This is a genomic window from Chitinimonas sp., from assembly GCF_036568685.1.
Classification (GTDB): Bacteria; Pseudomonadota; Gammaproteobacteria; order Burkholderiales; family Chitinimonadaceae; genus Chitinimonas.
The window spans coordinates 55,249-78,581 of the sequence record NZ_DATCSC010000130.1; the positions used below are offsets into that span (position 1 = coordinate 55,249).

Annotated in this window: 27 protein-coding genes and 1 pseudogene; 11 read left to right on the plus strand and 17 right to left on the minus strand. The window is 64.3% G+C overall.

Features of this window, described 5'->3' with window-relative positions; genetic code table 11:
* Positions 1–14: 14 nt before the first annotated feature.
* From VIM95_RS19075 to VIM95_RS19090, 4 genes are all read right to left on the minus strand, one after another.
* Positions 15–965, minus strand: coding sequence for a sulfonate ABC transporter substrate-binding protein (locus tag VIM95_RS19075; RefSeq protein WP_331988908.1), 951 nt, complete (start codon positions 963–965; stop codon positions 15–17).
* Positions 966–975: 10 nt separating this feature from the next.
* Entirely contained in the window at positions 976–1,911 is a 936-nt protein-coding gene (locus VIM95_RS19080) for a sulfonate ABC transporter substrate-binding protein (RefSeq protein WP_331988910.1), read from the minus strand.
* A gap of 25 nt (positions 1,912–1,936) precedes the next feature.
* Positions 1,937–2,530 carry an NADPH-dependent FMN reductase gene (ssuE, locus tag VIM95_RS19085; protein ID WP_331988912.1) on the minus strand — a complete coding sequence of 198 codons (594 nt, stop codon included), beginning with the start codon at positions 2,528–2,530 and terminating at the stop codon, positions 1,937–1,939.
* Positions 2,531–2,795: 265 nt separating this feature from the next.
* Positions 2,796–3,335, minus strand: a complete 540-nt coding sequence (locus tag VIM95_RS19090) for a hypothetical protein (protein WP_331988914.1) — start codon at positions 3,333–3,335, stop codon at positions 2,796–2,798.
* 215 nt (positions 3,336–3,550) lie between these two features.
* On the opposite strand from VIM95_RS19090, the gene VIM95_RS19095 reads away from it, so the two are divergent.
* Positions 3,551–4,777, plus strand: coding sequence for a peptidoglycan DD-metalloendopeptidase family protein (locus VIM95_RS19095; RefSeq protein WP_331988916.1), 1,227 nt, complete (start codon positions 3,551–3,553; stop codon positions 4,775–4,777).
* An 18-nt stretch (positions 4,778–4,795) separates the two neighbouring features.
* On the opposite strand, the gene VIM95_RS19100 is transcribed toward VIM95_RS19095, so the two are convergent.
* The 3 genes from VIM95_RS19100 to selD form a co-directional block, all read right to left on the minus strand.
* Positions 4,796–5,287, minus strand: a complete 492-nt coding sequence (locus VIM95_RS19100; protein ID WP_331988918.1) for a DUF523 domain-containing protein — start codon at positions 5,285–5,287, stop codon at positions 4,796–4,798.
* Between the two features lie 87 nt (positions 5,288–5,374).
* Positions 5,375–5,797 carry a cupin domain-containing protein gene (locus tag VIM95_RS19105; RefSeq protein ID WP_331988920.1) on the minus strand — a complete coding sequence of 141 codons (423 nt, stop codon included), beginning with the start codon at positions 5,795–5,797 and terminating at the stop codon, positions 5,375–5,377.
* A gap of 205 nt (positions 5,798–6,002) precedes the next feature.
* The gene (selD, locus tag VIM95_RS19110; protein ID WP_331988922.1) at positions 6,003–7,052 is read right to left on the minus strand and encodes a selenide, water dikinase SelD; all 1,050 of its coding nucleotides are present in this window, start codon (positions 7,050–7,052) and stop codon (positions 6,003–6,005) included.
* Positions 7,053–7,063: 11 nt separating this feature from the next.
* On the opposite strand from selD, the gene mnmH reads away from it, so the two are divergent.
* Complete coding sequence (gene mnmH, locus VIM95_RS19115) at positions 7,064–8,110, plus strand: tRNA 2-selenouridine(34) synthase MnmH (protein WP_331988924.1); 1,047 nt, start codon at positions 7,064–7,066, stop codon at positions 8,108–8,110.
* Here the strand turns inward: mnmH and VIM95_RS19120 are convergent.
* Complete coding sequence (locus VIM95_RS19120) at positions 8,107–8,709, minus strand: hypothetical protein (RefSeq protein ID WP_331988926.1); 603 nt, start codon at positions 8,707–8,709, stop codon at positions 8,107–8,109. The genes mnmH and VIM95_RS19120 overlap by 4 nt on opposite strands.
* A 289-nt stretch (positions 8,710–8,998) precedes the next feature.
* On the opposite strand from VIM95_RS19120, the gene VIM95_RS19125 reads away from it, so the two are divergent.
* Entirely contained in the window at positions 8,999–9,772 is a 774-nt protein-coding gene (locus tag VIM95_RS19125; RefSeq protein ID WP_331988928.1) for a substrate-binding periplasmic protein, read from the plus strand.
* Positions 9,769–10,134 (plus strand): nuclear transport factor 2 family protein, encoded by a 366-nt coding sequence (locus VIM95_RS19130; RefSeq protein ID WP_331988930.1) that lies wholly within the window; start codon positions 9,769–9,771, stop codon positions 10,132–10,134. Before VIM95_RS19125 ends, VIM95_RS19130 begins: the two co-directional genes overlap by 4 nt.
* Here VIM95_RS19130 and VIM95_RS19135 read toward each other — a convergent pair.
* Positions 10,131–10,892: an alpha/beta hydrolase gene (locus VIM95_RS19135; protein WP_331988932.1), complete on the minus strand. Its 762-nt coding sequence runs from the start codon at positions 10,890–10,892 to the stop codon at positions 10,131–10,133. The two genes, VIM95_RS19130 and VIM95_RS19135, sit on opposite strands and share 4 nt — an antisense overlap.
* A 92-nt stretch (positions 10,893–10,984) precedes the next feature.
* Complete coding sequence (locus VIM95_RS19140) at positions 10,985–12,010, minus strand: NAD(P)-dependent alcohol dehydrogenase (RefSeq protein WP_331988934.1); 1,026 nt, start codon at positions 12,008–12,010, stop codon at positions 10,985–10,987.
* Positions 12,011–12,126: 116 nt separating this feature from the next.
* Between VIM95_RS19140 and VIM95_RS19145 the strand changes: the two genes are divergently transcribed.
* The 3 genes from VIM95_RS19145 to VIM95_RS19155 all read left to right on the plus strand — a co-directional run bounded on the left by VIM95_RS19145 (position 12,127) and on the right by VIM95_RS19155 (position 14,421).
* Positions 12,127–13,053, plus strand: coding sequence for a LysR family transcriptional regulator (locus tag VIM95_RS19145; RefSeq protein ID WP_331988936.1), 927 nt, complete (start codon positions 12,127–12,129; stop codon positions 13,051–13,053).
* 95 nt (positions 13,054–13,148) lie between these two features.
* Positions 13,149–13,919 carry an SDR family NAD(P)-dependent oxidoreductase gene (locus VIM95_RS19150; protein ID WP_331988938.1) on the plus strand — a complete coding sequence of 257 codons (771 nt, stop codon included), beginning with the start codon at positions 13,149–13,151 and terminating at the stop codon, positions 13,917–13,919.
* Between the two features lie 103 nt (positions 13,920–14,022).
* A complete protein-coding gene (locus VIM95_RS19155; protein ID WP_331988940.1) occupies positions 14,023–14,421 on the plus strand; it encodes a response regulator in 399 nt (132 codons plus the stop codon).
* A 58-nt stretch (positions 14,422–14,479) separates the two neighbouring features.
* Here the strand turns inward: VIM95_RS19155 and VIM95_RS19160 are convergent, their stop codons facing one another.
* From VIM95_RS19160 to VIM95_RS19175, 4 genes and pseudogenes are all read right to left on the minus strand, one after another.
* Positions 14,480–15,661: a thiolase family protein gene (locus VIM95_RS19160; protein ID WP_331988942.1), complete on the minus strand. Its 1,182-nt coding sequence runs from the start codon at positions 15,659–15,661 to the stop codon at positions 14,480–14,482.
* A 327-nt stretch (positions 15,662–15,988) separates the two neighbouring features.
* Positions 15,989–16,225, minus strand: a pseudogene (locus tag VIM95_RS19165) (tautomerase family protein); the annotation flags it as partial.
* Between the two features lie 72 nt (positions 16,226–16,297).
* Positions 16,298–17,032 carry an SDR family oxidoreductase gene (locus VIM95_RS19170; RefSeq protein WP_331988944.1) on the minus strand — a complete coding sequence of 245 codons (735 nt, stop codon included), beginning with the start codon at positions 17,030–17,032 and terminating at the stop codon, positions 16,298–16,300.
* A 182-nt stretch (positions 17,033–17,214) separates the two neighbouring features.
* Positions 17,215–18,144 carry a LysR family transcriptional regulator gene (locus VIM95_RS19175; RefSeq protein WP_331988946.1) on the minus strand — a complete coding sequence of 310 codons (930 nt, stop codon included), beginning with the start codon at positions 18,142–18,144 and terminating at the stop codon, positions 17,215–17,217.
* Positions 18,145–18,256: 112 nt separating this feature from the next.
* On the opposite strand from VIM95_RS19175, the gene VIM95_RS19180 reads away from it, so the two are divergent.
* A complete protein-coding gene (locus VIM95_RS19180) occupies positions 18,257–18,622 on the plus strand; it encodes a nuclear transport factor 2 family protein (RefSeq protein ID WP_331988948.1) in 366 nt (121 codons plus the stop codon).
* A gap of 32 nt (positions 18,623–18,654) precedes the next feature.
* Positions 18,655–19,290 (plus strand): hypothetical protein, encoded by a 636-nt coding sequence (locus VIM95_RS19185; protein WP_331988950.1) that lies wholly within the window; start codon positions 18,655–18,657, stop codon positions 19,288–19,290.
* Between the two features lie 11 nt (positions 19,291–19,301).
* Here VIM95_RS19185 and VIM95_RS19190 read toward each other — a convergent pair whose 3' ends face one another.
* From VIM95_RS19190 to VIM95_RS19200, 3 genes are read right to left on the minus strand one after another with little or no spacing between them, the layout of a single operon-like run.
* Entirely contained in the window at positions 19,302–19,601 is a 300-nt protein-coding gene (locus VIM95_RS19190) for a hypothetical protein (protein ID WP_331988952.1), read from the minus strand.
* Positions 19,598–20,503: a sterol desaturase family protein gene (locus tag VIM95_RS19195; RefSeq protein ID WP_331988954.1), complete on the minus strand. Its 906-nt coding sequence runs from the start codon at positions 20,501–20,503 to the stop codon at positions 19,598–19,600. The genes VIM95_RS19190 and VIM95_RS19195 overlap by 4 nt, the downstream gene beginning before the upstream one ends.
* A gap of 7 nt (positions 20,504–20,510) precedes the next feature.
* Complete coding sequence (locus tag VIM95_RS19200; RefSeq protein WP_331988956.1) at positions 20,511–21,047, minus strand: hypothetical protein; 537 nt, start codon at positions 21,045–21,047, stop codon at positions 20,511–20,513.
* 215 nt (positions 21,048–21,262) lie between these two features.
* Between VIM95_RS19200 and ompR the strand changes: the two genes are divergently transcribed.
* Together ompR and VIM95_RS19210 are read left to right on the plus strand one after the other, a co-directional pair.
* Entirely contained in the window at positions 21,263–21,985 is a 723-nt protein-coding gene (gene ompR / locus VIM95_RS19205) for a two-component system response regulator OmpR (RefSeq protein ID WP_331988958.1), read from the plus strand.
* Complete coding sequence (locus VIM95_RS19210; protein WP_331988960.1) at positions 21,982–23,295, plus strand: ATP-binding protein; 1,314 nt, start codon at positions 21,982–21,984, stop codon at positions 23,293–23,295. Before ompR ends, VIM95_RS19210 begins: the two co-directional genes overlap by 4 nt.
* Positions 23,296–23,333 lie beyond the last annotated feature (38 nt).

Below are 23,333 nucleotides of genomic sequence, written 5' to 3' on the forward strand. Positions count from 1 at the left end.
CGGTGGCTTGTATGTCAGGCGCCAGGGCGCCAGACGATGTCGTTGACGTTGATGGCCTTGGGGATCACCCCCAGCTTGTAAAAACTGTCGGCGATACGTTGCTGTTCGTCGATCACGCGCTTGTCGAGGTAGCTCACCTGAAAGCTCGGCCGTCTTGCGACCACGGTCTCCAGGGTTGGCACATCCAGCCCGGTGTAGCCGGCCAGGATGCGGGCGGTCTCCTGCGGCTGCTGCTCGAGGAAGTCGTCATTGCGGCTCAGCTCCTCGAACACCGCCGCGATCAGCGCCGGCCGCTTGCGGGCGAAGTCACGCGCGGCGAGGTAGAAGGTGTGGTTGGACAAGAGGCCCTGCCCGGTGGCCAGCGTGCGGGTGGGCACAGCCTTCTCCGCCGCGGCGTAGTACGGGTCCCAGATGCCCCAGGCGTCCACATTGCCGCGCTCAAAGGCGGCACGGGCATCGGCCGGGGCCAGGTAGGCCGGCTGGATGTCGGCCAGCCCCAGGCCAGCCGACTCCAATGCCCGCAATACCAGGTAGTGCGCGCTGGAGCCCTTGTTGAAGGCAACGCGCTTACCCTTTAGGTCAGCCACCGATCGGATGGCAGATCCTTTGCCGACGAGAATCGCCGAAGCCTGCGGCTTGGGCGGTTCGTTGCCGACGTAGACCAGGCTGGTCCCGGCAGCCTGGGCAAAGATGGGCGGGGTGTCGCCGGTCATGCCGAAGTCCACCGCCCCGACATTCAGCGCCTCCAGGAGTTGCGGCCCGGCCGGGAACTCGGTCCAGCGCAGGCTGACGCCCTGCTGGGTCAAACGCTTTTCCAGGGTTCCGCGGTGCTTGAGTACGATCAGATTGAGCGAGCTCTTCTGAAAGCCGATATGCAGCACGCTCTCACCCTCGGCCAGCGCACTGCCGGCGACGAGGCTGGCAGACCCGACCAGGGTGGCACGCAGGAAGTCGCGTCTTTGCATGGTCATGACCTCAGTTGGCCTTCCACAGCGCGCTCTTGATGCTGATCGGCTTGGGGATCAGCTTGAGCGTGTGGAAGACGTCGGCAATCTTCTGCTGCTCGGCGGCGATCTGCTCGGTGATGGCGCTCACGCCGAAGGAATAGCGCGAGGTCGCCAGCTCCACGATGTCCTGATCAAGGCCGATCTGCTTTGCCAGCACGGCCGAGGCCTCCTTGCTGTTCTGCTTGCTCCAGGCGTCGGTCTTGTCGAGCTCGTCGAGCACCGCCTTGACTACATCCGGCCGCTTGGCTGCGTAGGGCCGCGCCGCCAGGAAGAACTGGTGATTGGCGACGATGCCGCGTCCATCGGCCAGCACCCGGGCGCCGAGCTGCTTCTCAGCCGCTGCGAGGAAAGGGTCCCAGATCACCCAGGCATCCACTGCACCGCGCTCAAAGGCAGCACGCGCATCGGCTGGGGGCAGGAACACGGTCTGGATGTCGCCATACTGCAGGCCAGCCTTCTCCAATGCCTTGACCAACAGGTAGTGCACGTTCGAGCCCTTGTTCAGCACCACCTTCTTGCCCTTGAGGTCTGCGACCTTCAGGATGGGCGAGCCCTTGGGCACCACGATGGCCTCCGAGGTCGGTGCCGGCGGCTCATTGCCCACGTAAAGCAGATCGGCACCCGCCGCCTGCGCAAAAATGGGCGGGGCCTCCCCCACGGTACCGAAATCGATCGCCCCGACGTTCAGCCCCTCCAGCAGCTGCGGCCCGGCCGGAAACTCGGTCCAGCGCACATCCACACCCAGCGTCTTCAGGCGTGGTTCCAAGGTGCCGCGGGCCTTGAGGATGGTGAGGGTGCCGTACTTCTGGTAGCCGATACGCAGCTCTTCGGCCTGGGCCGTAGCAAAAAGGCCAAGGAAGGCGGACAACAGCGCCAAACGGCGCAACAAGGCAGGACGTTGCATGGCAAGGCTCCGGTAGGCAGAAGGATCAGGCGTTCAGGGCGACGGCGTGCGAGCGAGGGGCATGGATAAGGCCGTGCCGGCCAACCTCCCGCTCCGGTAGGGCCTCCACAAAGCGGGCCAGGCTGCCGTCCAGCCGGCCACGCAGGTCTTCGTCCAACCGCAGCGCGCCGCCGGGGAGTTTTTCTATCTGGGTATCGATGCCGTACACGCCGTCCACCAGCACACGCGGCTTGAGCGAGCTCAGTACCGGGCGCAAGGCGTAGTCCAGCGCCAGGGTGTGGGCAGGGCCGCCCCCCACGGCAAGGGGCATGACCGCCTTGCCGCTCAGGGCACGCTCGGGCAGCAGGTCCAGCAGTACCTTGAGCACGCCGCTATAGGCAGCCTTGTAGATGGGGGTGGCTACGATCAGGCCGTCGGCCTCGGCGATCTGCAGCAAAAAACTGGCAATCTCGTTGGCGTGCTTCCAGCCCTGGATCAAGGCCTGCGGGGGGAAGTCGGCAATGCTGACGAACTCGCTGCTCACCCCCTCGGCCGCCAGGACCAGGGCGCTGTGTTGCAGCAGTTGGGTGGAACGGGATTGCGGATTGGTACTACCGGCGAGCAGGACGACGTTCGGCATTTTTATTCCAATTCGTTATTAGCGGAACAATAAATCCCGCCTTGAACGCATATTGGAATAGCGCTTTAATTCTCAAAAAGAATTAAAAACTAGATTGTTATTTCCATTGGAAATATGTGGAATACACTAACACGCCGGTATGGTGCGCCGCCCCGCACAGGGCTTGCAGACTGGCTCAGCGCCAGATGGCGGGGTCGGATGGGACCACCATGACCCGCAGCCGGGTCTGTCGCACAGTGGCAACAGGCCGGGCTGCCACACTCTGTCAAAGGGTATCCAGCAGGCGCTGGAACTCAGCCGCACGCGCCGGGTAGCGCGCCTTGGCCTGGATCAGCAGCTCCCGCGCCTGTGCCACGCGGCCGTAGTGCAGATAGACCTGGGCTGCCGCCAGCGGGTCGTCGCTCTGTTCGGTGCCTGTACTCCTGCCTTGCCGGGTGCGCAGCCAGGTGCTCAGACCGCCTATCAGCGCCATCACCACAAACAGGCCCAGTGACCAGCCGTTGCCGAAGCCGTTTTCGGAAAAGAAGAACACCCAGACTATGGGAGCCAGCAGGGTGACCAGCATCACTGCACCATTGATATGCAGCAAGAAACTGCGGCTCCCCCGAAAGGCAATGGCGATGCCGCCACAGACAAAGCACACCCCGGTCGAGAGTACCTGCCAGTGCTGCGGGTCGGCAAAGATGCTGCGCCGGCCAGGGCGCGGGTAGTAGGGTATGACGCCCAACGCCAGCAGGATGATATATCCCCCTACCAGGAAGAAGACCAGGCAGAGCCAGCGTGGGGGCGGGCGGTTGATCGGCATAGGCGACACGGGGGTAGGAAGAAGCCTCCATGCTAGGGCAAACGCCAACCGGCGCACAGCCCGATTTTGGGCATAAAACCCCGCCCTCACATGGTTTGCAGCCAAGAACCGGCGTCAGCCGATGTACATAGTGCGAGAGCCACCCAGTTCCCCAACAGTGCGTGGCAGTGCAGTGGTCGTTTCCTAACGCAGTCAAAAATTGCAGGAGGTTCACCATGCAGAAATTCGCGCTTACCCCCCTCGCCCTGCTGCTTGCCAGCCTCACCCTAACCCCAGCACTCGCCGCCCCACCACGCGCAGACACCGCCTTGCAGCGTGCCGCCAGTGCGGCCCTGGCCGAGCGGGCACTCATCATCAACCCGGATGGCAAGCCCGCCGACGACAGCGTGATCGACATCCACAAGCAAAGCGGCGACTGGCTGCTGGGCTCAGTCACCCAGGTGCTGTACGGCACGGGTGACGACGTGCCGCTGTCGCGCCTCTTTCTGGCCCATAAGGAAGGCGGCCAGTGGGTGCTGGGGCTGGAAGGCAGCGAGGGCTTCTTCGCCTTGCTCGATGTGGCCCCTGCCAGCGTGCTGAGCTATGCCGAGCGTAGCGCCCTGCGCGCACAGCGCAGCCGCCAGCTCAAGCTCCTGGCCCAGCCCGATGCCGAACCGGCAGGTAGCACCGGTCTATCGCTACCCTGGGCCGAAGGCGTGGCCTGGTATATGGGTGGCGGGCCACACGGCAACAGCGGCAATAGCCGGCCCTTCGATTCCATAGATTTCTCCGGCCCCGGTGGCCAGGTACTCGCACCGCGCGACGGACGCATCTACAAAAGCTGCGTGCGTAACGGCAGCGCCATCGTGCAACTGGTGCACGACAACGGCTACACCAGCCGCTACTACCATATGGAGAGCCTGCCCAATCTGGCCGACGGCAGCCTGGTACGCAAGGGCAGCTACCTGGGTCAGATCGGCCTGGCCCTGCCCTGCGGCGGCTCGACCACCGGCCCGCACGTGCACTTCTCGCTCAGCATGAACGGCAACCCGGTGGCGGTGAACGGCAAGATCGTGGGTGGCTGGCAATTCTTCGAGGGTGCCAGCGCCTACCAGGGTTATGCCTTGCACAACAGTACCCGGGTGAACCCCGGTGGGCGGCTGGTGAACTACGGTGCAGGCGATACCCCGACCGAGCCCGGCCAGCCGGCCACGGTCAAGGCGCTGGGCAGTGGCGAAAGCGTAAACGTGCGCAGCAACCCCAGCCTGCAGGCCAGCATCGTCACCACCCTGCGCAATGGCACCGCCGTACGCATCGTCTGCCACGCCTATGGCGACGCGGTGAATGGCAACTGGGGTAGTACCACGCTGTGGGACCGGCTCGACAGTGGCGGCTGGGTCAGCGACGGTTTACTGGATACCGGCAGCAACCAGCCCGTAGTACCCGCATGTACTGCGGCCTAGCCGTTGGCGAAGATCTGGTCAGCCCAAATTGGCCAGATAGGCCGCCGCCTCATCCCACTGCAGCTCACTGAAAACCGCAATACCCGCCGCCTGTAGACAGGCGGCGGTCACCCCCTGTTCCACCACCCGTGTACCGCTGTAGCTGCCATCGTAGATATAGCCGCTGCCGCAGGAGGGGCTGCCCTCCTTCAACACCGCCAGCTGTATGCCTTTGCTGCGCGCCAATGCCAGGGCCTGCTCGGCACCGTGGACAAACGCCAGGGTCACATCGCTACCCTCTTTGGCCAGCACCGGTGCCTCGCCGCGCAGTACCGCCAAACCACCCAGGCCTGCACGTATCTCGGCCGGTGGACGGGGCGTAGGCAGACCCCCTGCGACCTCCGGGCACACCGCCACCACCCGCCCCTCGGTGCGCCATTGCGCCAGCACCGGATGGCCGCTCTCCTTGCCTTGCCCGTTGTAACGGACCGGCTCTCCAAGCAGGCAGGCACTGACCAGAACGTATTGCATAAGGCTTTATCCGATAGATAGGCTCGTCATGGTGAGCCATAGGCACCCGGTCTGACAAACCAGACCGGACCGGGCGCGGTCATACGCTCAGCGCTCACGCATGGGAGACTGGGCCGGGGTACCCGCCAGCGTGACCAGGGGACGGCCCTGCCTCACCACATAGGTAGCCAGCTCCTTGGCCTCGCCGCTGCCAACGTTTTTGGCGGAGTGAACCGTACCGGCCGGGATGAACAGCGACTGCCCCGCCTGCAGGACCACCGCCGGCTGCCCGGCCAGCTGGTATTCCAGTGCGCCCTGCAGCACAAACGCCACCTCCTCGCCGGGGTGGGAATGCGCCGGCGCCGTCACCCCAGGCCCAAAATCGACCCGCACCTGCACCACCTCCAGCCCTGGCGTACTCAGGTCCCGTTTGATCAGGTCCTGGCGCCCCAGACCGGCCATGGTCATTTCAGCCGCTTGCAGGGTGATGTGGGTACCGGCCAGCAGCAATGTGGCTGCGAGGGATAGCATGGTCTTCATCTTGGTCCTTTCTACTGACGTGGGAGGGGCCAGCCACGTGGCCTACAGGCCGTCGCGCTGGCATGTCAGTAGAGCAAGCCCATGTATCCGCACTATGTCCCATTGGCGGACAAAAACCTCACCATGTATCCGCCCTGGGACCAGATACACAGGCTTACACAATCACCGCAGCCTGCCCTTTGCCGGCAAGCGCCACTTAGCCAGCGCCGGCCGTTGCTGTAACGAGGGGTTCCCCCGGCGCCAGCCGGCCTATCTCGGCCGCCGCCGCAAAACCGGCCGCATGGAAGGCCGCCAGCACTGCCGGCAAGGCGGCCTCCGAGCAGGAAACCAGCAGCCCACCCGAGGTCTGCGCATCGGCCATCAGGCGCTGCTGCCAAACCGGTACCTGCGCGGCAAAGGTCACATCGGCACCAAAGCTCGCCAGGTTGCGCTCGATCGCACCCGGGCCTATGCCCTGCTGGGCAAAACCCACCGCAGCCGGTAAACAGGGCAGCGCATCCACCTGTACGGTGGCGGCCAGCTTGCTGCCGCGGCAGATTTCCAGCAAATGGCCCAACAGACCAAAACCGGTTACATCGGTCAGGGCGTGCACGCCCGGCAGGCTCGCCAGGGTGCTGCCCACCTGGTTGAGCTGGGTAGTGGTGGCTATCAGCTCGGCGTAGCCGGCCTCATCCAGCAGGCCCTTCTTCATGGCCGTACCCAGGATACCCACGCCCAAGGGCTTGCCCAGCACCAGCCGGTCACCTGCCTGTGCATCGGCATTGCGCTTCACCCGGCTGGGGTGCACCAGGCCGATCACCGCCAGGCCGTAGATAGGCTCCGGTGCATCAATGCTATGCCCGCCGGCAATCGGAAAGCCCGCCGCCTGCGCCACAGCCGCACCGCCTGCCAGAATCTGCTGGATATCCTCGACCGGCAGTATATTGACCGGCATGCCGACAATGGCCAGGGCCATGATGGGCGTGCCGCCCATGGCGTAGATGTCCGATACGGCATTGGTCGCCGCAATGCGCCCGAAGTCGTAAGGATCGTCCACGATGGGCATGAAGAAGTCGGTGGTCGCCACCACGGCCTGCTCGGCGTTGATCTGGTAGACCGCCGCATCGTCCGCGGTCTCGGTCCCGACCAGCAATTGCGGGTACAGGCTGGCGGCCGGCAGCTTGGCCAGCATCTGCGCCAATACGGCGGGGGCGATTTTGCAGCCGCATCCACCGCCGTGTGACAATTGGGTCAGTTTGATTGCCATAGTACGTGCCCGTGAAAGATCAACTCGCGACGCTAGCAGACCGTTCCCGCTTTGACGAGGTGATCGACGTCCGCACCCCGGCTGAATACGCCGAGGACCATATCCCCGGTGCCCTCAATGCGCCCGTATTGAGCAACGAAGAGCGGGTGATCGTCGGCACGCGCTACAAGCAGAACCCTTTCGAAGCCACCCGCATGGGCGCCGCCATGGTGGCGCGCAACCTGGCCCGGCACCTGGACACCCTGTTCGCCGACCGTCCGCATACCTGGCGACCGCTGGTTTATTGCTGGCGCGGTGGCAAGCGCTCGGGCGCCATGACCGCCTGGATGAACCTCATAGGCTGGCGGGCACGCCAACTCGAAGGTGGCTACAAGGCCTACCGACATTGGGTGTTGGCGGAACTGGCGCGCCTGCCCGGCCAGCTGCAGCTGGTGGTGCTGAGCGGCAATACCGGCTGTGGCAAGACCCGGCTGCTGCAGGCCATCGCCGCCCAGGGCGGCCAGATCCTGGACCTGGAAGCCCTGGCCCGCCACCGGGGCTCACTGCTCGGTGCCTGGCCCGATGCCACGCAACCCAGCCAGAAAGGCTTTGACAGCGCCCTCGCGGCTGCTCTGCAGGGCCTGGACCTGGCCCGGCCGGTATTTATCGAGGCCGAGAGCAAGCGCATTGGCCTGGTACAGCTGCCCGGCACCCTGATGGATGCCTTGCGCCAGGGCCAGGTGGTAGAAGTCGAGGCCAGCCTCGGTGACCGGGTGGACTACCTGTGCCAGGACTACGCCCACCTCTTCAGCCAGGCAGAGATTTTCAAGCGACAACTCGCCCGCCTGACCGAGCTGCATGGCAAAGAGGAGATTACCCGCTGGCAGGCCATGGTGGACCGGGCGGCCATGCCCGAGCTATTCGAGGCGCTGATCGTCCGCCACTATGACCCGGCCTACCGCCGCAGCGGCGCACGCTTGTTGCCGGCTGGGGCTCGCCGCATCACCATCGCCCCGAACGGATCACTGGAACAGACCGCGCAGGACTTGCTGGCACAGCAGGGCCAGCACTCGGCCTAGCGCCAGCCAAGCTCAAAGTAGGGACAACGCGCCACAGCCGGATCGTGCGATAGCAGGAGGAAGGCCCGCAGGATATGGCGAGGCCGACGGAAGCGATAACCCGCCAGATAGCTTGCCACCGTATCGCGATCGAGCTTGGGCTCGTCGGTATAGACCACCACCACGTAACCACCCGGATAAGGCGGTGCCTTCAGTTCAGGGTAACGGCGGTCCTTGCTGGCTATGCGCTCATCAAGCTGCCCGAGAAACGTCGCGCGATCCCACTCGGCCCAATCCGAGGGTTGGCAGGCGCGGTCGGCATACTTGAGCTGCTGGATCACCCGGCCGTCGACCAGCTCGGTCACCTCAATCGCCAGACGCCGCCCCGCAAGATCACGCGCCTCGCAATCCGGCGGGTCCTTGCCCCGCCCACGGCTCAGTACATCGGTGTAGAAGCCACGACCATCCAGCGCCAGCGATTCGGCCAGCGTGACCGCCACACCCCACTCCTCCACATCCCGATTGCGGGTCCAGCAAAAGAAGTCGGCGTAACCGCGCTGGCGTTGGCCTGTTGCAAGGCCGTGCCTGACGATCTCCGCTGCGTCCTGCTCTGGCGTCATGACTCCATCCCGGTAGGCGCTTTCTACCGCCCTGCAAGGGGCTGCACGGCGGCATCAAACTGGAGCATAGCGGCATCCCCGGCTTTTACACAAGCCTAGGCGATTGATCTACAAGGACATTTCCAGAAGCAGGCGGCACTCAGTGCCCTGCTTGAGCCTATAGTTGACTATAGTAAGCCGGGCTGCAGCAGGCGGGAGCGTCGCACGCATCCAACGCCGTAGCGTTTTGCAATGCGCCGGGCACCACGTACATCACGAACCCTCAACACTTCTAAAGTAGAATTCGCTAATGTTCAAGCTAGGGCTTGCCAACCGCAAGCATGCCATGTTGCTCCCCCTGTTGTTCAGTTTGACCGGCGCGCCAGCCTACGCCGCCGACCTCGAGGCCTATACCGAGGAATGGCCCCCCTACAACTACAGCCAGAATGGCCAGGTCAAAGGCATTGCCACCGAGCTGCTCAGTGCCGCCTGCGAAGTGGCCCGGCTGGACTGCGAATTCAATATGGTGCCCTGGGCACGTGCCTATGCCACCGCCCTGGCCAAGCCCAATACCCTGGTCTACACCACCGCCCGCAAACCGGAACGTGAAAAGGACTTCCTCTGGGTTGGCCCTATCCTGCCACGTACCACCTGGATCTTTACCCGTGGCAACCTGGCCCAGAAGGTGGCCGACTTCAAGGAACTGGCCAAGCATCGTGTGGGTGCCGTGCGCGGCGAAGCCGCCGTACGTGACCTCACCGCCGCGGGGCTGCCACAAACCGCCCTGGTGCTCGATAAATCCAACGCCGAAGTGCTCAAGCTCCTGAACGGCAATATGGTGGACGCCATGGTCGATACCGAGATCGGCATGGCCTGGAACCTGCGCAATGCCCGGCTACCCGATAGCAGCGTGGTCAAATCGCTCAAGCTGACCGACGAGGGCGCCTACTACTTTGCCCTCAACCTCAAATCAGACCCGGCCATCGTGGTCCGGCTGCAAAAAGCACTGGAATCCCTGCGCAGCAATGGCAAGATCGAGGCGCTGATCCGCCTATACACGCAAAGCCCCAGCGCCAACCCATGATCAATCCAGACTCGCCCGCCGCCGTCGTCCAGCGCCAGCTCGACGCCTACAACGCCCACGACCTCGAAGCCCTGCTCGCCACCTACGCCGAGGATGCCCAGCAGTTCGAGCACCCCGGCAAGCTCCTGGCCAGCGGCAAGGCCACCCTGCGCGAACGGCTGGCCGCAAGGCTCGCCGAGCCCAATCTGCACGCCCACCTCTTGCAGCGTACCGTCATGGGCCATCTGGTGATCGACCAGGAGATCGTCACCCGCACCTTTCCCGAGGGCCCAGGCAGCATGAGCATGGTGGCGATCTACGAGGTGCGCGATGGTCTGATCCAGAGCGCCTCGGTCAGCTTTGGTGAGAAAGTGCTGAACTAGGCACGCTCCGACCCACACAGTTCCATCAGCCAATCACACAAGGCCGCGTGCATCCCACCGGCTGGGTCCAGACAATCCATATGGTCAGCCTCGGGGATGATACGCAACTTGGCCGGGTCGCCCTGCGCCTGGGCCAGCGCCACATAGTTGCGCGTCAGGGCCAGCGGCAGGTCTTCGTCGTGGCCACCGTGGATGACCAGCTGTGGCACGCCCAGCGGCAGGCGTGCCAACGGCGATGCTGCCTGGTAGCGTTCCGGCACTTCCTCCGGCGTGCCACCCAGCAGCGCAGCCAGTGCCTTGCGCCCCTCCCCTTGCGCCGCCAACGCCACCAGGTCCAGCGCGGGCGCTACCGCCGCGACGGCTAGCGGCCGCACCCGCGCTTCCATCCTTGCCGCAGCCCACAGTGCCAGCTGCGCGCCAGCCGAGTGCCCGACCAGCACCACCTGAGCCAGATCAATCGCTACACCTTGTGCCACCAGCTCGGCCAAGTAGTCCACACCCTGCGCCACATCATCCAGCGTACCCGGCCAGCCGCCACCCGGTTCACCCACACGGCGATAGCCGAGATTCCAGACCGCATAGCCACGGGCTACCAGATCTTCCATCACCGGCAGCCATTGGTCCCGCCCCCAGGGCATGCGCCAGTAGCCACCGTGCAGCAGCACCACCACGGCTGGTTTGCCTGCCAGCGGCAGGTAGAGTTCGCCAGCCTGGCTATCGGCCACACCGTAGTAGTAGCTGTGCGCTTTACTGGGCATATCTGCCTTCCCCATGAGAATCATCCCTTTAGTGGGGGCCGTACTATCCGCTAAACAACAGTGGTGAACGGCCCCGTTATGCGCTAACAGGCTCAGTCGCCCACCCGTACCACCACCTTGCCGAAGGCGCCGCGCTCCACGTGGGCGATGGCGGCCTTGAGGTCGGCAAAGTCGTAGACCGCATCCACCACGGGCTGTATGCCGTGCTGGTCCACTGCCTGTACCAAACGCTGCAGGGCAGCACGGTGGCCCACGCCTATGCCCTGGATCACTGGCCGTACCGACAGCACCAGGCTGGCCGGCATGCTGAGCTCGAACCCTTCCAGTACCCCGATCACCGATACCCGGCCGCCTATCTTGAGCGCCGCCAGGGTCTTGCCCAAATTCGCACCACCGACCAGCTCCAGCGCCTGGTCCACGCCCTGCCCGCCGGTCGCTGCCTTGACCGCCGCCGCCCAGTCGCCACCGGGCTGACGCAGGATAGTGTGCTGCACGCCCAGCTCACGGGCACGGGCCAGCTTGTCCTCACTGGCGCTGGTGAGAACCACCTCGGCGCCCAGCGCCTGGGCAATCTGCGCGCCCCAGAGCGCCACCCCGCCAGTACCTTGCACCAGTACCTGCTGGCCGGCCTGCAGCTGGCCGGTCTCCACCAGTGCAAACCAGGCGGTCAGGCCGGCACAGGTCAGGGTGCTGGCGGCCAGCGGGTCCAGGGTCTCGGGTGCCTTCACCAGGCAGTTTTCATGCAGCACCAGGTACTGGCTCAACACACCCGGTAGTGGCCCGCCCAGCGCCGTGCCATTGGTCGATGCCGGCGGGATTACGCCATCCAGCCATTGCGTCCAGAAGGTGCTGATCACCCGTTGGCCACGGCCAAAGCGCTGCACGCCCGGGCCGGTTGCCACCACTGTACCGGCCATGTCCGAACCCGGAACCAGCGGGAAGTCGAGCTTCATGCCCATGCCGCTCTGCACCATGGCGAGGTCACGGTAGTTGAGCGATACCGCCGCCACCTTGACCAGCACCTCGCCCGGACCGGGTTCTCGCAGCGGGGCCTCCCGCAGTTGCAATGCATCCACGCCCAGGTCCTGCATCTGCCATTGCTTCGTCGTCGTGCTCATCGTGCTTGCTCCATCTGTTGACCCACGCGGGGTTGGGAAGCACTATGATATTGACGAATCCAAGACACCAGTCGCGGCCAAATTTCGCAATATTGAAGACAAAATGGAGCCAATTTGTGGCCACAGCAGATCGCCTGGGCGGCATCGCCGCCTTTGTCAGCGCCGTTGAAGCTGGCAGCTTCAGCGCCGCCGCCGAACGTTTGCACCTCTCCCGCTCGGCCGTGGGCAAGAGCGTTGCGCGGCTGGAAGAACGCGTGGGCGTGCGGCTCTTTCACCGCACCACCCGCAGCCAAAGCCTGACCGAGGAAGGCCAGGCCTTCTACGCCCGCTGCGTGCGGGCACTGGGCGAGCTGGAGCAGGCCGAGGATGAACTGGCGCAAGGCCGCGCGGAGCCTGTGGGTAAGCTACGCATCACCATGCCGGTACTGTTCGGTCGGCACTGCATTGCCCCGGTTCTGCTTCAACTGGCAGAGCGTTATCCACGCTTGCAACTTGAAGCGAACTTCAGCGACCGGCGCTTTGACATCATCGAAGAAGGCTACGACCTCTCGGTACGCAGCGGCACGGTGGCCGACACCCCTGGACTGAAGGTGCGCAAGCTCGGTGAGCACCAGATGATGGTGGTGGCCTCGCCTGCCTATCTCGCCCGTCGTGGCACACCACAAAGCCTGGCCGACCTCACCACCCACGACGGCATACTCTACGGCCGGCAGGGCCGTATGGGCGAATGGCAGTTCCACGCGCCCGGCGGGGGGTACCAGAGCGCCAGCATCCTGCCCCGGATCGCCTACGACGACCTGGAATCGCTGCTCGACGCCGCCGAGGCGGGTCTGGGCATCGCCCGCCTGCCCGACTGGCTCACCCGCGACGCCCTGCAGTCCGGGCGGCTGGTGAGGCTGTTGCCGCAAGAGACCAGCCTCACCTTCGCCGTCCACCTGCTCTGGCCCCAGACCCGGCAGCTCGCGCCCAAGGTCAGGGTGGTGATTGATGCGCTGGCGGAGGCGATTCCGCCCATACTCAACCTGCCGCCGTATAGTGATTGAAAGCGGCCAGGCTAGAACGCTTTAGCTCGGCAATTCGACTCAAATACTGGACCACATTCCCCCTGCACATTGCACCATCTGACCGCCGATTCCCTATGCTCAACCTCCAAGACAAGATCGTCCTCATCACCGGCGGCACCAGCGGCATCGGCCTCGCCACCGCGCAAGCCTTCCTCGCCCAGGGCGCCAAGGTGGTCATCACCGGCCGCAATGTCGAACGCGGCCAGGTGGCGGAACAAAGCCTGCGCGAGCTGGGTGGCGAGGTGCACTTCCACGCTTGCGATGTGAGCGACCCGGCCTCCATGACCGCGCTGCAGGCCGCCATCCGGGCCCGCTACGGACGGCTCGATTGCGCGGTGAACAATGCCGCCCACAGCGTACAGCCCGGCCCCCTGCACGAGGCCACGCTGGAAGAAGCCCACCTCAACCTCGGTACCGACTTCTTTGGGGTGCTGCACTGCCTGCAGGGCGAGATCGCCAGCATGCTGGCCACCGGTGGCGGCACCATCGTCAACGTGGCCTCGGTCAACGGCTTATCCGGCACACCCAACGCCGCCGTCTACGGCGCGGCCAAGCATGCGGTGGTCGGCCTCACCCGCTCGGCCGCCAAGGAATATATCGCTCGCGGCATCCGCATCAACGCGGTCTGCCCCGGCCCGACCGATACACCACGGCGGCAACGGCGCCTCGCCACCCTCAGCCCCGAGCAAGCGGCGGAGCAGCAGGCAGCGCTGGCGGCGGCCGTCCCCATAGGCCGCGCAGCGCGGGCCGAGGAGATCGCCAATGCCATCCTGTGGCTGAGCTCGGATGCTTCGTCCTACGTGGTAGGCCACAGCCTGGTAGTAGACGGCGGCCTGCAGGCCTGAGTCCTGGCCAATCCTACACAAACTCACAAAAAATCGATTGAGCACCCGCTCGGGAAACGCTAGTCTCACGGCCTTCGCTTGACCCCATCTGCATTGCCTCAGCATGAATCAAGACAACTTCACCATCCTCGTCGTGGACGATTTCCCGGCCATGCGCCGCATTGTCATCAACCTGCTGCGTGAACTCGGGTTCTCCCGCTTTCTGGAAGCCGAGAACGGTGAGCGCGCGCTGTCCATCCTCAACGGCCAGAGCGTGCATGCCGTGCTGACCGACTGGAATATGCCGGTCATGGACGGGCTGGAATTGCTCAAGCATATCCGCGCCCATCCTATCCACAAGAACCTGCCGGTCATGCTGGTGACGGCCGAGGCCAAGCGCGACAACATCGTGGTAGCCGCCCAGGCCGGCGCCGACAGTTATATCGTCAAGCCCTTCACCGGCGACACCCTGCAGGGCAAGATGGCCGCCATGCTGGCCAAGCGCGGACTAGTGCCGGCGTGACCAATGCAAACAGGGGCCGCAAGGCCCCTGTTGCTTTACTGCGTATCCGCAGCATGCGTTAAACACGTTCCAGACACACCGCAATCCCCTGCCCACCCCCTATACACAGCGACACCACCGCCCGACGCTCGCCGGTCCGTTGCAGGGCATGCACCGCCTTGGTGATCAGGATCGCGCCGGTCGCGCCGATGGGATGGCCGTGGGCGATGGCGCCACCGTCCACATTGAAGCGGGCCATATCGATATGCAGCTCGCTCTCCACCGCCAATGCAATCGCCGCAAAGGCTTCGTTGACCTCGAAGCGGTCCACCTCCCCTACCTTCCAGCCCGCCATGGCAAGTGCCTTGGGGATGGCCGTAACCGGCCCGAGGCCGAACATACCCGGCTCCACGCCGGTGACCGCCACACCGCGGATGACGGCATGCGGGGTGAGGCCCGCCGCCAGCATCGCGCTGCGCTCACCCACCACCATGGCGGCCGCACCGGCATTCACACCCGGCGCATTACCGGCGGTGATGGTGCCGTCCGGGCGGAAGGCCGGCTTGAGCCGTGCCAGGCCCTCCACCGTGGTATCGGGCCGGTTGCCCTCGTCCACGTCAAAGCTCACCGCGCCCTTCTTGCCCTCGATCAGCAGGGGCTCGATCTCGCCCTTGAAGTAGCCGGCCTCCTGCGCGGCAGCAAAGCGCTGCTGGCTCTGCGCGGCATAGATATCCTGCGCCTCGCGACTGAAGCCGAATTTCGTGACAAGATCCTCGGTATGCCAACCCGAGTGCTTGGTCGAGAAGGCATCGTGCAGGCCGTCGAACAACATGGAATCAATGCACTCGGCATTGCCCATGCGCGCACCGTGGCGCATGCCGGGCAAGAGATAGGGCGCCCGGTCCATATTCTCCACCCCACCGGCGATGGTCAGCGTGGCCAAACCAGCCAGGATCTCGGCATAGGCACTGACTACCGCCTGCGCGCCCGAGCCACAGACCCGGTTGACCGTGAGGGCCGGTACCGTCACCGGCAGGCCAGCCTTCACCGCTGCCTGGCGCGCCACGTTCATGCCATTACCAGCCTGGATAACATTACCCATAAGCACGGCGTCCACCTTGTCGGCGCCGAGGCCCGATCGCTTGAGCGCAGCCGCCACCACATGGGCGCCCAACTGGCTGGTCGGGACTGTCTTGAGGGAGCCGGCGAAGCCGCCGATGGCGGTACGTACCGAGCTGGATATCACCACTTCGACACTCATATGCATTCTCCAGGTATGGCCAGGCTAGGCCGCAGCTACAGGATATGGCGGCCCAGGTGGTCGCCATTCATTTACATGACAATCATAATCCTACCATTCGGTAGGTAGTCTAACCATGCCGTTGATCAATCCGTGCCCCTGCCGCTGCCCTGGCGTCCTATAGGGCAATATCATCACGCTAGTACAAAGCCGCCTTGCCGCTGCCCTGGGCCCTCCTCCCTCCTTGTACCGGCCGATAAGCGGCTACCCGACATCAACCCCCAAGCCTACAAAACAACAAGGCCTTGCTCGCTCAAGCATGGCCTTGTTGTTTCATACGACTAGCACTCAACTTCGCGGCTTGGCTCCCGCAGCCTGCGCTGCTTGCTCCTTGCGCAGCTCGGTGGTCGTTCGGCCACCAAAACCCCAGTTGTCGGTATCCACTTCTTCAATGGCGATATGGGTCCACTCGGGCGGCTTGTGCAGCACGCGCTCCAGGGTCTCGGTCACTTCCTTGATCACCTGGGCTTTTTGCTCAGCCGTGGTTCCCTCGCGGGTAATGCGTATGCTGACGAAAGGCATGGTATTGCTCCTTGCAAGGTGTCGATCGGGGGTTAATCAACCCCGGCTTTCAGCTAACCACCGGGGCTGGAAGGCTTACTTACCTGCGGCGGCGCCGCCATCTACCGGCAATACGGTGCCGGTCACAAAATCCGCCTTGGCGAGGTAGAGCACGGCATCGGCGATCTCGCTCACCTTGCCGATACGGCCCAGCGGGTGCAGCTTGCCCAGGAAGTCGTGGGTTTCCGGCGCGTGCATGGGGGTATCGACCACGCCCGGGGCGACCGAATTGACGGTTACACCGTGCGGCGCCAGCTCCAGTGCCAGAGCGCGGGTAGCCTGGTTCACGCCCCCCTTCAGTGCCACGGCTAGCAGGGCCGGCACATTGCTGATGGGTTGCAGGGCGATCGAGGCGGTGATGTTGATGATCTTGCCCTGCTTACGTGCAGTCATATGCTTTGCGGCCTCTTGCGAGGGGTAGAGCACGCCCTTGAGGTTGGTGGCAATCTGCTCTTCGATCTCTTCCGGGGTGAATTCGGTAAAGGGCTTGGCGGCGAAGATGCCGGCATTGTTCACCAGCACATCGACCTTGCCGTACTTGGCAATGGCTTGCTGGAAGACCTGCTTGGCGGCTTCCGGCTTGCTGCTGTCGCCTGCCACGCCCAAGAAGCGCTCGCCGGCATTGAGCTCGCGGGCGGCAGCAGCCAGGCGCTCGGCCGAGCGGCCGGTACCCACCACGTTGTAACCCTCGTTCAGAAAGGCCTGCGCGAGGCCCAGGCCGATGCCGCTGGAAGCGCCAGTAATAACAACCGTCTTGTTGGCAGTGCTCATGATTTGCTCCTGGTAAGTAGGTAGAGAGTCCAGCTCCAAGACCCCGCGGTATTGCGTGGCCTTGGTGTGGAACGGACTCTATTCCCACCCCCAGAAGCGATAAATCCATTAACAAGCACTTCTTTGCATACACCATGTAACAAATCGGTACGCAGACACGCCGGCCTTACCAGCGCGGAGGCCTAGTCGACCGTCACGGTGGTGGCAAACTCATAGGCCAGCAGAAAGTCCACAAAGGCCCGCACCCGTAGCGGTACAAAGCGGTTGTGCGGGTAGAGCAGCGAATACGGTCGCGAGCGGCCGCCCAAGGGCCGCAGCACCTCCTGCAAGGTGCCGCGCAGCAGGTCTTCCTGCACTACAAAGCGGTAGGCCTGAAAGAGACCGGCGCCATGGCGCGCCAGGGTCACGCCGCCCAGCACATCGTCCGACACCCGGTAGCCGCCTTCGGTCAGCAGCTCCAACTCACGCCCCTCCTCTTGGAACAGCCAGGGTATGGTCCGGCCGCTACTGGGCAGCTCGAACTGTATGCAGTCATGCTGGGCGAGGTCGGCCAGGGTCTGGGGCGTTCCGGCACGGCGCAGATAGTCCGGGCTCGCCACCAGTACCAGCTCGGCATCTTCCAGCGGGCGGGCAATGATGCGGGTATCAGCCAGCGCCCTCACCCGCACCGCCAGGTCATAGCCTTCCTCGACAAAGTCGATATTACGGTTGCTGATATGTACGTCCACCTTCACGTCCGGGTAGCGGCTGCGAAAAGCCGGCAAGATGGGTAGCAAGCGGTAGTGCCCATAGGTGGTGGGTGCGCTGATCTTCAGCACGCCAGCCGGTTTGAGCTGCTGCCCGGTGACCTCGCGCTCGGCCTCTACCAGCTGGCTCAGGGCCTGCCGACATTGTTCGAAGTAGGCTCGCCCGCCGTCGGTCAGGCGGATATGCCGGGTGGTGCGCACGAACAGCCGTACCCCCAGGCGCTCCTCCAGGCGGGAGACCGATCGGCTCACCGCCGCCGGCGTCACACTGGCCATATTGGCCGCGGCAGAGAAGCTGCCCAGCTCGGCCGCCAGACAGAAGAGCTCGATGCTGCCCAGCATCAGATCATCAAATTGCCGCTGCATAATTCATTACACCAGGTATCAAGTCATGTGATTGTTATCCCATTTATTGGCACTCACAACACAAATACAGTGCGCTCCATCAGCGGCCCCACCACCGACAGGAGACAGCACCATGCTCGCCCACACCGCCATCCTGGAACTGCTACAGACTTACTTCGACGCCATTTACCACGGTCATGTCGATGCCTTGCGCAGCACCTTCCACCCAAGCGCCGCCTTGTTCGGTGAGGTAAGCGGCGACTACTCGCATCGGCCACTGGAGGACTACCTCGCCGCAGTGGCCAAGCGCCAGAGCCCAGCTGCACTGGGGCAGACCTACGCCATGGAAGTCCTCTCCATCGAGGTCCTGGGCGAGACGGCCTTTGCCAAGGTCCGCTGCCAGATCTTCGACTTCAACTATTACGACTTCCTGTCCCTTATCCATCAAGACGGGCAATGGCGCATCGTCAACAAGCTGTTCAGCCATATCCCGACCTGAATCACTGCTAAAGTCAACTTGAGATAATCCGCATGCAACTCATCTTTGTCGCCGACCCCATGTGCTCCTGGTGCTATGGCTTTGCTAAAGAATTGACCACCTTCAGCCGGGCCCATCCCGATCTGCCACTCCACATCGTGGTCGGTGGCCTACGTGCAGGCGACACCACGGTGCTGGACGACGAAGGCAAGAATTTCCGCCTGGGCCACTGGGCCCGGGTCGAGGCCGCCAGCGGCCTGCCCTTCAATCGCGAGGCCTTCCTGGCGCGGCAAGGCTTTGTCTATGACACCGAACCCATCTGCCGCGCAGTGGTCACCGCCCGCAAGCTGGCACCGCAGACAGACCTGCTGGCAGTCTTCCGCGCCCTGCAGCACGCTTTCTATGTGGATGGGCTCGATACCACCGACGGCACCGTTCTGGCCGAGGTCGGTGCCGCCGCCTTGCAAGACAATGGCCAAGCCGTGACCGCCGAGCAGTTCCTGGCTGTTTGGCAGGCAGAGGCCACCCTGGGCGAGGCCCAGACCGACTTCCTGCATGCGCGCCGCTGGGGTGTGCGCAGCTTTCCGGCCCTGCTGATCGAGATCGCCGGCCAGTTGCACACCCTCAGCCCCGGCTATGCCCCAGCGGACAAGCTGGAAGCCAATCTGCGGGCTCTCCTCTCTGTTTAGCGCCAAGCAATTTATTGGCCCTGCCGCTCCATCATCTTCTCTTTGGCATAAGCCTTGATGTCATCCAGGGTTACGTAACCGTTCTTCTGCGCATCGATGGCGTCAAAATTCTGCGCCACACGCGGCATCTTGCCCTTGGCCTCTTCACGGGTCAGCCGGCCATCGTGATTGGCATCCGCCGCGTTGAAGCGGGATTCCAGCTCGGCCATGGCCTTTTGGGCTCTCTGTGCCTTGTCGCCACCGGCCTCTGCTGCCTGCACGGTAACAAGGGCGCCCAGGGCAAGGGTAGTGAAGATGATCAGCTGCTTCATGGTGTGTTCCTTTGTGCGTTGGGTAAGAGATTCATAGCCTGTCGTTTCAAATCACGGCTGGTCTGGCCTGCGCCCCCCGGCTGCCAGCCTGGCGCGCGTAGCAGATGGCCGAGCCGGTCGCACCAGCCCCTAGCCCGGTAGAGATCCCGCACCAATTCCAGCCATTCGGCAAAAACAATGCGCAGGGGGTTGTAGGTATTCAGCGGCCGCACCAAACCGTAGCGGCAAGGCTCGGCCGCCGTTTCCGCCACAAAGGTGCCGAACAGCCGATCGAACACGATCAGCACACCGCCGTAGTTGGCATCCAGGTAGTGCGGGTTGGCGGCATGGTGCACACGGTGGTGCGAGGGGGTATTGAGCAGCCACTCCAGCCAGCCCAGCTTGGGCACCACCTCGGTATGCAGCCAGAACTGGTACAGCAGATTGAGCGCCAGCACCGCCAATAAGGCCCCTGGCGCAAAGCCCAGCCAGATCAGCGGCAGAAAGCAGAGCGCCCCACCCGTGAGCGCGGCCGTCCAGCTCAGCCGGTAGGCGGCCGCGAAGTTGAAATGATTAGAGGAGTGATGCACCGAGTGCGAGGCCCAGAACCAGCGGCACTCGTGCCCCAGCCGGTGCTGCCAGTAGTAGCAGAACTCGCTGGCCACAAAGAGCGCGAGCCAAGCCCAGACGCTGCCCAACGGCACGGTGGCAATGCGGTGGGACCATACCCAGCCATACAGTCCGGCCAGAAGGCCACCACTCGCCAGCTGCGTGAGCCTGTGCCCCACCGCCACACCCAACGAGGCCAGGCTCTCTCTGGTATCGAGCCGGGTCGGCTGGTAGCGGCGCAGCCATGCCCACTCCAGAGCAACCGCCAGGAGCAGCAGCAAAGGCAACCAGCGCAAAGTGGCCAGCGTGGGCATGGTTCGCTCAACGGCAGGAGATGACGTTGCCAGCGGCGTCGGTACAGGTACCCGTATGGGTAACACCGTTGGCCGAGTCGTACTGCGTGCTGCCGGTATAGCTATTGCCGTTGGCGCCGGTGGCCGTGGTATTCCGGCTGCCACTCACCGTGCCATCGGCCGCCTTGTTGTAGTTGCCACTACTTTGCACATTGCCCTTGGCGCCGCTGGTAGCAAAGGCACCCTCGTGGCTCACGCTGCCGTCAGCACTGCGCTGGGTATCGCTCTTGCGCCAGCCGGTAGCACCGCTTGCAGTACGGAAGCGCCCACCCGACGCCGCCTGGGCATTGCCCTGGCCATCTGTCGTCAAGGCACGGCCACGCTGGTAGGCACCCCCATTGGGGCCTCGGCCAACGGCCACCATGCCGGCGCTCACGCCACCATCTGGGTTTGCATGCACGCCGCCGGCACGCAGCCGGCCTGCGGCTTCGGCGCTGGCCAGGGTCAAGGTCAAACCAGCCAGCAAGAGGCCAGTCATAGAGCGCGTACGTATCGTCATCTTCATGGTTGTTTCCTTTTCCTGTGGTCTGCTTACTGGAGTGTTGCGCTGTGGGACTGAGTTTCCTCGGGTACCGTTAGCGGCCGATGACGTGCAAGCCCCCAGATGTCTAAAACGGTAAGCACCGGCGGGCTTTGTAACCGGATGTAATCAAACGGCTTCGGCAAGCCGCCCTGCCGCGCGGTAGCATCGGGCTGCAGACCTAAACACAGAGACGGGCAATGGCAAACGAAGCAGGGCGGGTGCTGGTACTGGACGACGAAGCCGAGCTGCGCAGCATGCTGGAGCGCTATCTCAGCCAGCAGGGCCTGGCGGTACGCAGCGTGGCCGATGCCGGCCAGCTCTATCGCCTCCTGGAACGCGAGCGCTTTGATGTACTGGTACTGGACCTGATGATGCCGGGCGAGGACGGCCTGCAGGTCTGCCGCACCCTGCGGCAACAAGGCCACACCCTGCCCATACTGATGCTCACCGCGCGCGGCGACCCGGCCGACAAGGTGTTGGGCTTGGAGATGGGCGCCGACGATTACCTGGCCAAGCCTTTCGTGCCGCGCGAATTGCTCGCGCGCATCCATGCCATGCTGCGCCGGCAGGCCATGGTGGGCAGCGGCCCGGCCCTGGTCGAGGCGGCGCGCATCCGATTTGGCGACTACGAGCTTGATACCGCCAGCCGGCAGTTGCTGCGCGGCACAGAGGTGATCGCCCTCACCTCGGGCGAGTTCTCGCTCTTGCAGGTGCTGGCCAGCCAACCAGGCCGCCCGCTCTCGCGCGAGCGGCTGATGGAACTGGCCTACGGCCGCGACCATGAAGCGACCGACCGGGCCATCGATGTGCAGATACTGCGCCTGCGCCGCGCCATCGAGACCGACCCGGCCAACCCGCGCTATATCCAGACCGTACGTGCCGTGGGTTATGTCTTTGCGCCCGATGGAGCACCGCGATGACGCTGCTGCCGCGCACCCTGTTCGGCCGCAATCTGCTGCTGATGGTGGGTTTGATCCTGCTGGCCCAGCTTGTGAGCGCCCTGGTCTTTGTCAGCCAGGTGCAGCGGCCCCGCGTGGAGCGCTTTGCCGACTATGCCCAGCTGCATATCGAGACCCTGCGACAGGCCCTGCAGCGCCTGCCTGAGGCGCAGCGCCCTGGCTACCTGGCCGTCATCAACAGCCAACCCAATACCCGTTTGCTGGCCGAGCCCGACCGGCCGGAGCTTGGCACAGCGCCACCCAGCCGGCTGGCCCGCCAGTTCGAGCGTCTGCTGCGCCAGCACCTGGGTGCAGACTACGAACTGGCCTGGCAGCGCGAACCGGCACGCTGGCTCTGGCTTTCCACCCGCGTAGACGGGCAACGCTACTGGATAGGCCTCTCGGCCGAGGGCATGCTGACCGGCGGCTCCGGCCTGTTGCCCGCCGTGCTGGTCGGCGCCACCTTGCTGGCCCTGCTGGGCGCCTATCTGATCCAGCGTCGTATCAACGCCCCGCTAGCCGCCTTGGCCGAGGCCGCCCGCGCGCTGGGCCAGGGCCGCCAGCCCCAGCCCGTACCCGACGACGGTGCACAGGAGATTGCCGAGGTCGCCGCCCGCTTCAACCAGATGGCCGCCAGCCTTGCGGCCACCGAGCAGGAACGCGCCATCATGCTGGCCGGCATCTCGCATGATCTGCGCACACCACTGACCAAGCTGCGACTGGGGTTGGAACTCCTGGGGCCGGTACGCGAGCCTGAGCTCGTTGAGAGCATGGCGGCCAGCATAGACGCCGCCAATCACATCATTGACCAGTTCATCGACTTCGCCCGCGCCGGCAGTGGTGAGCCTCTGCAGGCCGCCAACCTCAACGCCCTGGCCGAGGAAGCCATACTGAGCGTGGCCCTGCCTGAGGAGGTATTGCACACCCAGCTAGGCATGCTTCCACCACTGCACTGCCAGCCCACGTCGCTGGTCCGCCTGATCAGCAATCTGCTTCAGAACGCCAGCAAGTACGGCAAGGCACCCATCCAACTCTCAACCACGCTTGAATCTGGCCAAATCGTCCTGCGCATCTCCGATGCAGGCCCCGGCATACCAGCGGCCGAGCTGGAACGCATGCAACAACCCTTCACCCGTGCCGACGCCGCCCGCGCGCAGCAGACCGGTGCCGGCCTGGGGCTGGCTATCGTGCGGCGGGTAGCCGAGCAGCATGGGGCCAGGCTGGCGTTCCAGCAGGTGGCGGGGGTGGGGTTTGAGGTCAGCGTGCGTTTTCCGGTGCAGCCGGCTTACTAACGGCAAAGCCCCTGCCTTAAGGCTCGGGGGCTTTGCTC

Excerpts from the sequence above, each read along its gene's own strand:
- selD (WP_331988922.1), bottom strand. The coding sequence starts at position 7,052 with ATGGCAATCAAACTGACCCAATTGTCACACGGCGGTGGATGCGGCTGC.
- VIM95_RS19155 (WP_331988940.1), top strand. The coding sequence starts at position 14,023 with ATGAATCAAGACAACTTCACCATCCTCGTCGTGGACGATTTCCCGGCC.
- VIM95_RS19170 (WP_331988944.1), bottom strand. The coding sequence starts at position 17,032 with ATGAGCACTGCCAACAAGACGGTTGTTATTACTGGCGCTTCCAGCGGC.
- VIM95_RS19130 (WP_331988930.1), top strand. The coding sequence starts at position 9,769 with ATGATCAATCCAGACTCGCCCGCCGCCGTCGTCCAGCGCCAGCTCGAC.
- VIM95_RS19140 (WP_331988934.1), bottom strand. The coding sequence starts at position 12,010 with ATGAGCACGACGACGAAGCAATGGCAGATGCAGGACCTGGGCGTGGAT.
- VIM95_RS19100 (WP_331988918.1), bottom strand. The coding sequence starts at position 5,287 with ATGCAATACGTTCTGGTCAGTGCCTGCCTGCTTGGAGAGCCGGTCCGT.
- ssuE (WP_331988912.1), bottom strand. The coding sequence starts at position 2,530 with ATGCCGAACGTCGTCCTGCTCGCCGGTAGTACCAATCCGCAATCCCGT.
- VIM95_RS19090 (WP_331988914.1), bottom strand. The coding sequence starts at position 3,335 with ATGCCGATCAACCGCCCGCCCCCACGCTGGCTCTGCCTGGTCTTCTTC.
- VIM95_RS19180 (WP_331988948.1), top strand. The coding sequence starts at position 18,257 with ATGCTCGCCCACACCGCCATCCTGGAACTGCTACAGACTTACTTCGAC.
- VIM95_RS19125 (WP_331988928.1), top strand. The coding sequence starts at position 8,999 with ATGTTCAAGCTAGGGCTTGCCAACCGCAAGCATGCCATGTTGCTCCCC.
- VIM95_RS19080 (WP_331988910.1), bottom strand. The coding sequence starts at position 1,911 with ATGCAACGTCCTGCCTTGTTGCGCCGTTTGGCGCTGTTGTCCGCCTTC.
- VIM95_RS19105 (WP_331988920.1), bottom strand. The coding sequence starts at position 5,797 with ATGCTATCCCTCGCAGCCACATTGCTGCTGGCCGGTACCCACATCACC.
- VIM95_RS19135 (WP_331988932.1), bottom strand. The coding sequence starts at position 10,892 with ATGCCCAGTAAAGCGCACAGCTACTACTACGGTGTGGCCGATAGCCAG.
- VIM95_RS19120 (WP_331988926.1), bottom strand. The coding sequence starts at position 8,709 with ATGACGCCAGAGCAGGACGCAGCGGAGATCGTCAGGCACGGCCTTGCA.
- VIM95_RS19195 (WP_331988954.1), bottom strand. The coding sequence starts at position 20,503 with ATGCCCACGCTGGCCACTTTGCGCTGGTTGCCTTTGCTGCTGCTCCTG.
- VIM95_RS19095 (WP_331988916.1), top strand. The coding sequence starts at position 3,551 with ATGCAGAAATTCGCGCTTACCCCCCTCGCCCTGCTGCTTGCCAGCCTC.
- VIM95_RS19160 (WP_331988942.1), bottom strand. The coding sequence starts at position 15,661 with ATGAGTGTCGAAGTGGTGATATCCAGCTCGGTACGTACCGCCATCGGC.
- VIM95_RS19190 (WP_331988952.1), bottom strand. The coding sequence starts at position 19,601 with ATGAAGCAGCTGATCATCTTCACTACCCTTGCCCTGGGCGCCCTTGTT.
- VIM95_RS19185 (WP_331988950.1), top strand. The coding sequence starts at position 18,655 with ATGCAACTCATCTTTGTCGCCGACCCCATGTGCTCCTGGTGCTATGGC.
- VIM95_RS19200 (WP_331988956.1), bottom strand. The coding sequence starts at position 21,047 with ATGAAGATGACGATACGTACGCGCTCTATGACTGGCCTCTTGCTGGCT.
- VIM95_RS19075 (WP_331988908.1), bottom strand. The coding sequence starts at position 965 with ATGCAAAGACGCGACTTCCTGCGTGCCACCCTGGTCGGGTCTGCCAGC.
- VIM95_RS19175 (WP_331988946.1), bottom strand. The coding sequence starts at position 18,144 with ATGCAGCGGCAATTTGATGATCTGATGCTGGGCAGCATCGAGCTCTTC.
- VIM95_RS19150 (WP_331988938.1), top strand. The coding sequence starts at position 13,149 with ATGCTCAACCTCCAAGACAAGATCGTCCTCATCACCGGCGGCACCAGC.
- VIM95_RS19210 (WP_331988960.1), top strand. The coding sequence starts at position 21,982 with ATGACGCTGCTGCCGCGCACCCTGTTCGGCCGCAATCTGCTGCTGATG.
- ompR (WP_331988958.1), top strand. The coding sequence starts at position 21,263 with ATGGCAAACGAAGCAGGGCGGGTGCTGGTACTGGACGACGAAGCCGAG.